This window comes from Burkholderia sp. Ac-20384 (assembly GCF_017104605.1).
Taxonomy (GTDB): domain Bacteria; phylum Pseudomonadota; class Gammaproteobacteria; order Burkholderiales; family Burkholderiaceae; genus Burkholderia; species Burkholderia lata.
Map to the genome: position 1 here is coordinate 1 of NZ_JAAGPE010000282.1, position 12,020 is coordinate 12,020.

The window sequence follows — 12,020 nt, forward strand, 5'->3', positions numbered from 1 at the left end:
TCCGCGCTGCGCAGCGCCAGCGCGCGATCGCGGACGGGCTGCAGTTGCAGGTCAGCACTCGACATCGCGTACGACGTGCCGCGCGTCGTGTCGTACACGGCCTTCAGCAGATGCACTTCGTCCTTGCGCCACGTGAGCCAATGGCGCTGGCTGTCCTGCCAGCCGCGCTTCGCGTCGGCAGGCGCATCCTTCAACAGGCGCTGGTACGCGCCGTCCATCACGGCCTGCCACTGCTGCTGCGCTTCGCCCATGCACTGGATCTGGCCGGCCGGCGAGGACCGGTCGCGCCGCGCGAGGCACTGCCGCATCGCGACGTCGATCGGGTCGGCCGCCGCAACTTCCGCGTGCGCGACCCCGACTCCCGCCAGCCCTGCCGACCCTGCCGCCCAGACGACAAGCGCGGCCAACGCCGCACGCATCGCCTGGATTCGTCCGTGCGTCGCCATCAGTCGCGCACGCAGTCGACGAAGTACTCGACGCGGCCGTTCATCTCTTCCGCGACGAGGCCGTGGATGTCGGTGTGGAAGCCCGGGAAGCGTTCGTTGAAGTCGCGCGCGAACCGCAGGTAGTTCACGATCGTCTTGTTGAAGCGCTCGCCCGGAATCAGCAGCGGAATGCCCGGCGGGTACGGCGTGAGCAGGATGCTCGTCACGCGGCCTTCGAGCTCGTCGAGCGGCACGCGGTCGATCTTGCGGTGCGCGAGCTTCGCGAACGCGTCCGACGGCTTCATCGCCGGTTCCATGTCCGACAGGTACATCTCCGTCGTCAGGCGGGCGATGTCGTTCGCGCGGTACACGTCGTGGATCTGCGTGCACAGGTCGCGCAGGCCGACGCGCTCGTAGCGCGGATGCTGCGCGACGAATTCCGGCAGCACGCGCCACAGCGGCTGGTTGTTGTCGTAGTCGTCCTTGAACTGCTGCAGCTCGGTCACCATCGAGTTCCAGCGGCCCTTCGTGATGCCGATCGTGAACATGATGAAGAACGAGTACAGGCCGGTCTTCTCGACGATGATCCCGTGCTCGGCCAGGTACTTCGTGACGATCGCGGCCGGAATGCCGGTCTCGCCGAACTCGCCGTCGACGTCGAGCCCCGGCGTGATGATCGTCGCCTTGATCGGGTCGAGCATGTTGAAGCCTTCCGCCAGCGGGCCGAAGCCGTGCCAGTGGTCGTTCGGCTTCAGCATCCAGTCTTCGCGCGAACCGATGCCTTCTTCGGACAGGTTGTCCGGGCCCCACACGCTGAAGAACCAGTCGTCGCCGTATTCGGCGTCGACCTTGCGCATCGCGCGGCGGAAGTCGATCGCCTCGGCGATCGATTCCTCGACCAGCGCGGTGCCGCCCGGCGGCTCCATCATCGCGGCCGCGACGTCGCACGACGCGATGATCGCGTACTGCGGGCTCGTCGACGTGTGCATCAGGTACGCCTCGTTGAAGCGGTGCTTGTCGAACGTGCGGTTCTCCGAATCCTGCACGACGATCTGCGACGCCTGCGAGATGCCCGCGAGCAGCTTGTGCGTCGAGTGCGTCGCGAACACGAGCGCGCCCGTGCGCGGACGGCCGTCGCCGATCGCGTGCATGTCGCGGTAGAAGTCGTGGAACGTCGCATGCGGCAACCATGCTTCGTCGAAGTGCAGCGTGTCGAGCAGGTCGCCGAGCAGGTCCTTGATCATCTCGACGTTGTAGACGACGCCGTCGTACGTGCTCTGCGTGATCGTCAGGATGCGCGGCTTCAGGTCCGGGTTCTCGCGCATCGCTTCGCGCGCGAACGGGTTCGCCTCGATCTTCTTGCGGATGTTCTCCGGCTTGAATTCGTCGCGCGGGATCGGGCCGATGATGCCGAAATGGTTGCGCGTCGGCGTGAGGAACACGGGAATCGCGCCCGTCATCGTGATCGCGTGCAGGATCGACTTGTGGCAGTTGCGGTCGACCAGCACGATGTCGCCGGGAGCAACCGTCGCGTGCCAGACGATCTTGTTCGACGTCGACGTGCCGTTGGTCACGAAGAACAGGTGGTCCGCGCTGAAGATGCGCGCCGCGTTGCGCTCGGACGCCGCGACCGGGCCCGTGTGATCGAGCAGCTGGCCGAGTTCGTCCACTGCATTGCAGACGTCCGCGCGCAGCATGTTCTCGCCGAAGAACTGGTGGAACATCTGGCCGAGCGGGTTCTTCAGGAACGCGACGCCGCCCGAGTGGCCCGGGCAGTGCCACGAGTACGAGCCTTCGTCCGCGTACTTGACGAGTTCCTTGAAGAACGGCGGCGCGAGCGAGTCGAGATAGACCTTCGCCTCGCGGATGATGTGGCGCGCGACGAACTCCGGCGTGTCCTCGAACATGTGGATGAAGCCGTGCAGCTCGCGCAGGATGTCGTTCGGCAGGTGGCGCGACGTGCGCGTCTCGCCGTACAGGAAGATCGGGATGTCCGCGTTGCGGCGGCGCACTTCGGTGACGAACGCGCGCAGCTCGATGATCGCGGTCGCGAGCTCGGGCAGTTCGCCGTCCGAGCCGGTCTCGCCGAGCATGAGTTCGTCGTCGTCGATCGACAGGATGAAGCACGACGCGCGGCTCGACTGCTGCGCGAACGACGTCAGATCACCGTAGCTCGTGAGACCGAGGACTTCGACGCCCTCCTTCTCGATCGCTTCGGCCAACGCCCGGATGCCGGAGCCCGAGATGTTCTCGGAGCGGAAATCTTCGTCGATGATGACGACGGGGAAACGAAACTTCATGGGCGATTCTCCAAAAAGAACGACCGCGGCGCGTCACGCGCAGCGGTCACCCGGAAACTGGTGAGACGTTATGCAACCAGATCAGGTTTTCGGCAGCGTGACACCACGCTGCCCCTGATACTTGCCGCCGCGATCCGCGTACGACACGTCGCACACTTCGTCGCTCTCGAAGAAGAGCACTTGTGCGACGCCTTCGTTCGCGTAGATCTTCGCGGGCAACGGCGTGGTGTTCGAGAATTCCAGCGTGACGTAGCCTTCCCACTCGGGTTCGAACGGCGTCACGTTGACGATGATCCCGCAGCGCGCATAGGTCGACTTGCCGAGGCAGACGGTCAGCACGGTGCGCGGGATGCGGAAATATTCGACGGTGCGGGCCAGCGCGAACGAGTTCGGCGGGATGATGCACACGTCGCCCTTGAAATCGACAAACGAACCCTCGTCGAAGTTCTTCGGATCGACGATCGTCGAGTTGATGTTCGTGAAGATCTTGAATTCGTCCGCGCAGCGGATGTCGTAGCCGTAGCTCGACGTGCCGTAGCTGACGATCCGGCGGCCGTCCTCGGACGCGCGGACCTGATCGGGCACGAACGGCTCGATCATCTTGTGCTCTTCGGCCATGCGCCGAATCCATTTGTCGGACTTGATGCTCATATCAGGGCGCCTGGAAACGCTGCGTGACAATCAGGGAGGGCCACTCGCGCGAGGCAGCGGCCAGGAAAGGCGCACATTTTACGCGATCATCGGGCCGCGCACGCGGCGGCCGTCAACGGATCACGCCACAGGCAAGCGCGGGCCCCGCGCCATGCTGCGGAAACGCGGGGTCGCTCGCTTCGCGGTGCACCAGTGCCGCGCGGTTCATCGCAGAACGCACGCCATCGAGGGCCAGATCGGGCGCGACGATGAAGCCGGCCGCGACGCCGTTCGAATCCGCGTGGATGTTGCCGAGATCGCCGGCGACGCGGGCACCCGCGCGCAACCGGTCGGCCGCCGGCGCGAACACCTGGCCGGCGCTCGAGCCGTCGCCCGCGTTGCAATCGCCGCGTTCGTGTACCTGCAACGCGTGATCGCTGTTCGGCGGCAGCCCGGCCAAGTTGTAGGTAACCTGCACGCCGTCGGGACGCTCGACGAACGTCACCGCGCCGCGCGTCTGCGAGCCGACCGTCGGCTGCAGTTGTGCGTCGGCCCGTTTTTCGTGCGACGAGGAAAAGGAGGTGCAGCCGGCCAGCAGGCCCAGCGCGGCGGCGGCCAGCAGCGCGCACCGCACGCGGCCGGCATACACGCCGTGATGTCGTTGTTTCATTCGATCCTCATGCCGGCTGGCGGCCGTTTGACACGACGGCCGCGCCGGGCGGGTAAAGGGACCCGGGAAAAGTCGCCATGATACCGCGCCTCGCGGCGCCGTAAACAGCGTGAGGGCCCGCCCCGCAAGGGTTTTACGTATTTTGAACAACGATCGACGGGAACTTCGACGTCATGTCGCGCGATCGCTCGGCAATCGCCAGCGCAACCCCGCGCGCGATGTCGCGGTAGCGACGCGCCAGCGCGCCGTCGGAATCGGCCACGACCGTCGGCGTGCCGCTGTCGGCGCGCTCACGGATCGCGATGTCGAGCGGCAGGCTGCCGAGCACGGTCACGCCGTAGTCCTTCGCCATCCGCTCGGCCCCGCCGGCGCCGAAGATGTGCTCCTCGTGGCCGCAGTTCGAGCAGGTGTGGATGCTCATGTTCTCGACGATGCCGAGGATCGGAATCCCGACCTTCTCGAACATCTTCAGGCCCTTCTTCGCGTCGAGCAGCGCGATGTCCTGCGGCGTCGTGACGATCACCGCGCCCGTGACGGGCACGCGCTGGGCGAGCGTGAGCTGGATGTCGCCCGTGCCCGGCGGCATGTCGACGATCAGGTAGTCGAGTTCGCGCCAGTTGGTCTGGCGCAGCAACTGCTCGAGCGCGGAGGTCGCCATCGGGCCGCGCCACACCATCGGGTTGTCTTCCTCGATCAGGAAGCCGATCGAGTTCGCCTGCAGCCCGTGGCCGACGAGCGGGTTCATCGACTGGTTGTCGGGCGACTCGGGGCGCTGGCCGTGGATGCCGAGCATCGTCGGCAGCGACGGGCCGTAGATGTCGGCGTCGAGGATGCCGACCGACGCGCCTTCCGCGGCGAGCGCGAGCGCGAGGTTGACGGCCGTCGTGCTCTTGCCGACGCCGCCCTTGCCCGACGCAACCGCCACGATGTTCTTCACGTTCGGCAGCAGTTTCACGCCACGCTGCACCGTGTGCGCGACGATCTCCTGCGACACGGCCACGCGCGCGTCGCGCACGCCGGCCACGGCCTGGAGCGCTGCGGTGATGCGTGCGCGCACGTCGTCGTGCTGGCTGCGCGCGGGATAACCGAGCACCACGTCGAGCGTCACGACGTCGCCGTCGATCGCGACGTTGCGCACGCCCTTGTTCGCCGCATACGGACGGTCGGTATTGGGGTCGACGACAGCCGCCAAAGCGGCGTCGACTTGTGCCCGGTCAATGCTCATCGAAACTCCATGAAAACGTTTTTCTCGCGCGCAAACGTCAAAAAATATCAAATTACGCTGCGAAAATCGGGAAAAGTGAAAGAATCTGTTGCACGCCATTGCGCGAACGCGCGACCCGGCGCACTCTTCGCGTGCGGCATGCTATGGGGCCAAATCGGCCACTAACCGCCTATATTGTAGAGGCTGACGCGTCGCACTGTCCCAACAGCCACGCTGACGGACAGGGCATGCGGCCACCTCGCCGGCTGCCGCGAGCGCAGGCCTGCCCTCCTTTTTCGGGCGGCCCGCGCAGGGAGCCGTAACTGTTGTTGTCGTCGTTGTCGACTCGTTCAACCAAGAGAGGAATCCAAGATGAACATGAAAATCGCGACCCGCTTGTCCGTCTTCGCATTGGCCGGCGCACTGCTGGCAGGCTGCGCCACGCAGCAAGGCAACAACACGGCCGTCGGTACCGGCACGGGTGCGGCGCTGGGCGCAGGCATCGGCGCGCTGGCAGGCGGCGGCAAGGGCGCGGCGATCGGCGCAGGCGTCGGCGCACTGGTCGGCGGCGTGACGGGTTACAACTGGCAGGCGATCAAGAACAAGCTGGCACCGTCGGCAGCGCAAACGGGTACGCAAGTGACCGAGCAGCCGGACGGCTCGCTGAAGCTGAACGTGCCGAGCTCGGTGACGTTCGCGACGAACCAGTACGCGATCACGCCGGCCTTCCAGCCGCTGCTGAACGACCTGGCGACGACGCTGAACCAGAACCCGCAAGTGACGGCATCGATCGTCGGCTACACGGACAGCACGGGCTCGGCCCAGCTGAACCAGACGCTGTCGCAGAACCGCGCGCAAAGCGTCGTGAACGCACTGGCACAGCGCGGCGTGAACGGCGGCCGCCTGTCGGCGCAAGGCATGGGCGCATCGAACCCGATCGCGGACAACGCGACCGAAGCCGGCCGCGCACAGAACCGCCGCGTCGAAATCTACCTGCGCGCAGCGCAGGCGCAGTAAGCACACGAAGAGGGGAAGGCGCGGGCCCACCGCCCGCGCAGCCCCGCCGGACAAGGCGTCCGGCGGAGCCGGTAACAAATCGAAAATATTTTCGAACTTCTGTCGCAGGCCGCGGTCAGTATTTACGGTACGCGGCTGGTGTTGCCGGCGCGTCACCATTCTCCTCTTGTCGTTGTTGCTCCGGGGCCGTATCCGCCCCGGTTTTTTTTGCCCGCAGAAATCGTGCTGCACCGCAGCACATCACCGTCGGGCACGCCGCATGCGCGGCCCTGCCCGTTTCGGCGCCCGGTCAAGGGCGCCTGCCCGCGTCGCCGGCGCGCGCCCCTGCTAGAATCGCAGTTTCCCGTCGTTTTTCCGCCGTTCCTCTACAGACCCTATGTCCGCATCCGACCTCACTTCCGTGCAGGCTGCGGCGCCGCAAGGTGGCCGCCAGATCCTCGTTACGTCCGCACTGCCCTATGCCAACGGGCAGATCCACATCGGCCACCTGGTCGAGTACATCCAGACCGACATCTGGGTGCGGACGCTGCGAATGCATGGCCATGAGGTCTACTACATCGGCGCCGACGATACGCACGGCACGCCGATCATGCTGCGCGCGGAGAAGGAAGGCCTGACCCCGAAGCAGCTGATCGATCGCGTGTGGACCGAACACAAGCGCGATTTCGACAGCTTCGGCGTGTCGTTCGACAACTTCTACTCGACCGATTCGGACGAGAACCGCGTGCTGAGCGAGAAGATCTACGTCGCGCTGCAGGACGCCGGCTTCATCGCCGAGCGCGAGATCGAGCAGGCCTACGATCCCGTCAAGGAAATGTTCCTGCCGGATCGCTTCATCAAGGGCGAGTGCCCGAAGTGCCACGCGAAGGACCAGTACGGCGACAACTGCGAAGTGTGCGGCTCGACCTACCTGCCGACCGAACTGCTGAACCCGTATTCGGTCGTGTCGGGCGCGACGCCGGTGCGCAAGACGTCGAAGCACTACTTCTTCCGCCTGTCCGATCCGCGCTGCGAAACGTTCCTGCGCGAATGGGTGAGCGGCCTCGCGCAGCCCGAAGCCACCAACAAGATGCGCGAATGGCTCGGCGACGCCGGCGAGGCCAAGCTCGCCGACTGGGACATCTCGCGTGACGCGCCGTACTTCGGCTTCGAGATCCCGGGCGCGCCCGGCAAGTATTTCTACGTGTGGCTCGACGCGCCGGTCGGCTACTACGCGAGCTTCAAGAACCTGTGCGACCGCAACGGCGTCGACTTCGATGCGTGGGTCCGCCCGGGCTCGACCACCGAGCAGTATCACTTCATCGGCAAGGACATCCTGTACTTCCACACGCTGTTCTGGCCCGCGATGCTCGAGTTCTCGGGCCACCGCACGCCGACCAACGTGTTCGCGCACGGGTTCCTGACGGTCGACGGCGCGAAGATGTCGAAGTCGCGCGGCACGTTCATCACCGCGCAGAGCTACATCGACACGGGCCTGAACCCCGAGTGGCTGCGCTACTACTTCGCCGCGAAGCTGAACGCGACGATGGAAGACATCGACCTGAACCTCGACGACTTCCAGGCGCGCGTGAACAGCGACCTCGTCGGCAAGTACGTGAACATCGCGAGCCGCGCGGCAGGCTTCCTGATCAAGCGCTTCGACGGCCGCGTGCAGGACAGCGCGATGAACCATCCGCTCGTCGCGAAGCTGCGCGAGGCGATCCCGCAGATCGCCGCGCACTACGAAGCACGCGAGTACGGTCGCGCACTGCGTCACACGATGGAGCTCGCGGACGAAGTGAACGCGTACGTCGATGGCGCGAAGCCGTGGGATCTCGCCAAGGATCCGGCCAACGCGGTCGCGCTGCACGAAACCTGCAGCGTGAGCCTCGAGTCGTTCCGCCTGCTGTCGCTCGCGCTGAAGCCGGTGATGCCGCGCGTGGCCGAAGCCGTCGAATCGTTCTTCGGGATCGCGCCGCTCGCCTGGGCCGATGCCGCGAAGCCGCTGTCGTCGGAACAGCCGATCAAGGCGTACCAGCACCTGATGACGCGCGTCGACCCGAAGCAGATCGAAGCGCTGCTCGCCGCGAACCGCGATTCGCTGCAAGCAGAAGCCACCGGCGCAGCTGTCGCGACCGCGAACGCCGCGAAGGATGCGAAGAACAACGCGAAGGCGAACGCGAAGCAGGCTGTCGTGAACGGTGCGGACGAGGCACCGATCTCGATCGACGATTTCGCGAAGATCGACCTGCGCATCGCGAAGATCGTCGCGTGCCAGGCCGTCGAAGGCTCGGACAAGCTGCTGCAGCTCACGCTCGACGTCGGCGAGGAAAAGACCCGCAACGTGTTCTCGGGCATCAAGTCCGCGTACCAGCCCGAGCAGCTCGTCGGCAAGCTGACCGTCATGGTCGCGAACCTCGCGCCGCGCAAGATGAAGTTCGGCCTGTCCGAAGGGATGGTGCTCGCCGCGTCGGCCACCGACGAGAAGGCCGAGCCGGGCCTCTACATCCTCGAGCCGCACAGCGGCGCGAAGCCCGGCATGCGCGTGAAGTAAGCCGAACGCGCTGCAGCTTGCGCGAAAAAAAGCCCCGCACATCGTGCGGGGCTTTTTTCATGGCTGCTCGGCGCGCCGCTCGCGGGCGGCGTCGCTGCCGAACCACCGGTCGAAGCGCCGCGTGTAGTTCAGGTCGACGCCCTGGAACGTGCCGCCGTATGCGGACACCGACCAGAAGCGCGTCAGGTTGATCGTCGCCTTGAACGCGTTGCTCGCCGACTGCAGGCCCTGCTCGAAGCCGAGCACGAACCGCTCGTTGATCGCCTTCGACACCAGCACGACCTGCGGGTCGGTCAGGCCGACTTCGCTGCGGCCGACCGAGACCTCGTCGAGACCGAAGGTCTGCGCGACGCGCTTGCCGGTCACGCTGCCGAGCAGCCCGAGCGCCGCCGTCATCGTGCCCTGCTGGCCGACGTTGTTGCCCTGGTCGGTGCCGTGTCCGAACAGCAGCCACGACAGCTTTTCGTTGTCCGTGACGTTCGGTTCCGACACGAGCTTGACCGTCAGCGACTGGATCGTGCCCGTGACCTGCACGCCGGCCTCGACTTCCTGGTTGCGCCGCATCGCGAGGATGTTGACGCCCGGGTTCGACACGGGGCCGTTGAACGTGAAGAAGCCGTTCTCGATCGCGAGCTTGCGGCCGAACGACGTGTACGTCGATCCTTCGGTCACGCGCACGTTGCCGACCGCGCGCAGCGGCACGCCCGGCGCGCTCATCACGGTGATCGTCCCGCGCAGCCCGAGATCGGCGCCGTGGCCCTTGAAGCGGAAGTTGTTGCCGAGACCGATGTCGATGTTCGCGCGCGGCGCGAGCGACGGGGCCGGCTTGTCCTCCGCCGGCTTCGGTTTCGCGACGGCGGTGCCGGTCGGCGTCTCGCCGCGCACCGTGCCGTCCGGCTGCATGATCACCACATCGTCCGACAGGTGCGGCGCCGATTCCTCGGGCAGGTCGAACAGCGCGCGATCGACGACGAACTTGCCGTCGATCGACAACGCGCCGCGCGGCCCGTCGTTCGCGACCGTCGCCTTGCCCGACAGCGACAGCTTGCGGTCCGGCGCCGCGAACAGCTCGAGCTTGTCCGCGACGATGCTTGCGGTCAGGTCGGGCGCCTCGCCGTCGAGGCGCACGCGGCCGAGTGCGCGCAACGTACCGTCGCCGCCGTGGAACTCGACCTGCTGGAATTCGACCAGGTTCTCCGACAGCTTGATGCGCACGATGCCGTCCTTCAGCTGTGCGCCCTGGTCGACGAGCGTCGCCGACAGGTCGTCGCCCGTCAGCATCCCCGACAGGTTCGGCTTCACCGGCGTGCCTGCGACCGTCAGCTTCAGTGCCGCGCGCCCGCCGAGCAGGTAGCTCGGCCCGAACAGGTTGCCGGTCGTCTTCAGCGCCGGGATGTCGGCATCGATGCGGCCCGACAGCGGGCCATCGTTGACCACGCCGAACATGCCGTCGCGCAGCGCGAACGGCACGACGACGTTCGCGTCGAGCGTGCCGATCCGGTTCGCCTTTGCGAGTGCCGTCACGTTGAGCCGGTTGCCGGGCGTGAAACTCGCGCGCGCGGACAGGTCGGTCAGCCCGAGCGATGCGATGCCGCGCCCGCTCTCGATCGTCACGTCGCCACCGCGGCGCTTCACCTGCACGTAGCCCGTCGCGTTCGCGCCGAGCGAGAAATCCCAGTCGGCATCGAGCACGACGTCGGTCCGCACCGGCGGCCGCTGGCCCGTCAGCTCCTGGCGAACCTCGAGGAAACGCGCGACCGATGCCCCGCTGACGGAGCCCGCCGAGCGCATCTGGCCATGATCGAACACGAACGATTTCAGGTCGATCGCCGCGCCTTCGAGCGTGAGCCGGGTCGCGCCGAGCGTCACGCGGCCGGCGCCTGCCGACACGGTCAACGGCGACTGCAGCGCGATGGCCGGCGTGCCGCGGTTCGCAAGACGCGTGACGGTGCCGTCCCAGCGCATCCCGTCGCGGTTCTCGACCACGCCGCCGTTCGCCGCGAGCGTCACGTCGATCACGCGGCCGCCGGCCATCCCGAGCGCCGACGCGTCGAGCGTGTGCTTCGCGCGCGTGCCGTCGAGGTTCGCGCGCAGCGATTTCAGCTTAAGCGAGCCGAGCGCGATGTCGGACGCGTCGGCCGTGAACACGAGTGCGCCGTGCGCGCCGTCGCGGATGTCCGCGCGGCCCTGCGCGGCACCGATCCGGTTCGAGCCGACGACGACGTGCTCGGCCTTGTAGGTGGCCGTCACGTTCGGGTGCGCGAAGCTGCCGGTCAGATCGCCTTGCGCCTGCACGAGCCCTTCCACACCGAAACCGAGCCGGTCGAGCTGCGGTGCGTCGACGACGAAGCGCAGCCGGTCGCCGGGCGCACCGAAGCTGCCGCGCAGGTCGACATGATTGCCCGCGATCGACAGGTTCGCGTTGCTCGGCAAAATGCGCGAGCCGGCGAGCTGCACGACGCCGGCGCCGGTCAGCGGCACGCCGTCGTACAGGCTGTCGCCGAGCTTGAAGGTCGCCTTCGTCGACACCTGCGGCGCGAATGCGCCCGACGCGGTCAGCGTGCCCGACACGCGCGTCTCGCCGCGCGGGGCCGGTGCCTTCGTTGCCTTGGCGGGCGCCTTGCCGACGGCCGCCTTCGGCGCGCTCGCCGCGGCGAGCAGCAGCGGATCGAATGCGGTCAGCGTCGCCTTCGCGTCGTAACTCGAATGCGCGTCGTGGCGGAACACACCCGTCAGGTCGACCCGGCCCTTGCCCGCCGTCACGCGTGCGTCGGTCAGCACCGTCTGCTGCGATGTCAGCGCAACCTTCGCGCGCGCGCCGAGCGCGAGCTTCGGATCGTTCAGGTTGAAGTCGACGGTCGTCACGTCGCCCGCGAGCGTCACGCCGAGCGGGCCGGCGAGGCGCATCGGCCGCAGCTCGGCGACGAACGCGTTCAGGTCGAGGTTCGCGACCTTCAGGTCGAAGCGGCCCTTGCCGCCCGCCAGCGTGCCGTTGCCCGTCACGCTGCCGTCGCGGATCAGCTTCAGCGCGAGCGCGTCGATCCGTTGCGCGTGCGCATCGAGATGCACGTTCGCGTGCGCGTCGATCACCGGCAGCAGGTGGTCGCCGAGCGTACCGGGCTTCGCGTTGACGATCGACACCGGGCCCGTCACCGCGAAACCCTTCGCGGGCTCGGCCCCGGCCGGCGCGGTCACGGGCGCGAGTTCCGCGCGCACCGCGAGATCGGCCGCCGGCGCGCCG

Annotated in this window: 8 protein-coding genes; 2 read left to right on the forward strand and 6 right to left on the reverse strand. The window is 67.1% G+C overall.

What is annotated here, in order from left to right:
- From G3O00_RS33765 to apbC, 5 genes are all read right to left on the reverse strand, one after another.
- On the reverse strand, window positions 1–446 hold a 446-nt coding region (locus G3O00_RS33765), incomplete at its 3' end, for a lysozyme inhibitor LprI family protein (RefSeq protein ID WP_206145586.1).
- Window positions 446–2,725 carry an arginine/lysine/ornithine decarboxylase gene (locus G3O00_RS33770; RefSeq protein WP_206145587.1) on the reverse strand — a complete coding sequence of 760 codons (2,280 nt, stop codon included), beginning with the start codon at window positions 2,723–2,725 and terminating at the stop codon, window positions 446–448. The genes G3O00_RS33770 and G3O00_RS33765, both read right to left, overlap by 1 nt.
- Before the next feature lie 81 nt (window positions 2,726–2,806).
- Complete coding sequence (gene dcd / locus G3O00_RS33775) at window positions 2,807–3,376, reverse strand: dCTP deaminase (RefSeq protein ID WP_006398615.1); 570 nt, start codon at window positions 3,374–3,376, stop codon at window positions 2,807–2,809.
- A gap of 112 nt (window positions 3,377–3,488) precedes the next feature.
- Window positions 3,489–4,025, reverse strand: a complete 537-nt coding sequence (gene sodC, locus G3O00_RS33780) for a superoxide dismutase [Cu-Zn] (RefSeq protein ID WP_011352883.1) — start codon at window positions 4,023–4,025, stop codon at window positions 3,489–3,491.
- 133 nt (window positions 4,026–4,158) lie between these two features.
- On the reverse strand, window positions 4,159–5,250 hold the full coding sequence (gene apbC / locus G3O00_RS33785; RefSeq protein WP_174931685.1) for an iron-sulfur cluster carrier protein ApbC: 1,092 nt from the start codon (window positions 5,248–5,250) through the stop codon (window positions 4,159–4,161).
- Between the two features lie 351 nt (window positions 5,251–5,601).
- Here apbC and G3O00_RS33790 point away from each other — a divergent pair, with 351 nt between their 5' ends.
- Both G3O00_RS33790 and metG read left to right on the forward strand, forming a co-directional pair.
- On the forward strand, window positions 5,602–6,246 hold the full coding sequence (locus tag G3O00_RS33790) for an OmpA family protein (RefSeq protein ID WP_011352885.1): 645 nt from the start codon (window positions 5,602–5,604) through the stop codon (window positions 6,244–6,246).
- A gap of 376 nt (window positions 6,247–6,622) precedes the next feature.
- Complete coding sequence (gene metG, locus G3O00_RS33795) at window positions 6,623–8,779, forward strand: methionine--tRNA ligase (protein ID WP_206145588.1); 2,157 nt, start codon at window positions 6,623–6,625, stop codon at window positions 8,777–8,779.
- Between the two features lie 57 nt (window positions 8,780–8,836).
- Here metG and G3O00_RS33800 read toward each other — a convergent pair.
- Window positions 8,837–12,020: translocation/assembly module TamB domain-containing protein (locus G3O00_RS33800; RefSeq protein WP_206145589.1), on the reverse strand; the 3,184-nt coding region annotated here is incomplete at its 5' end.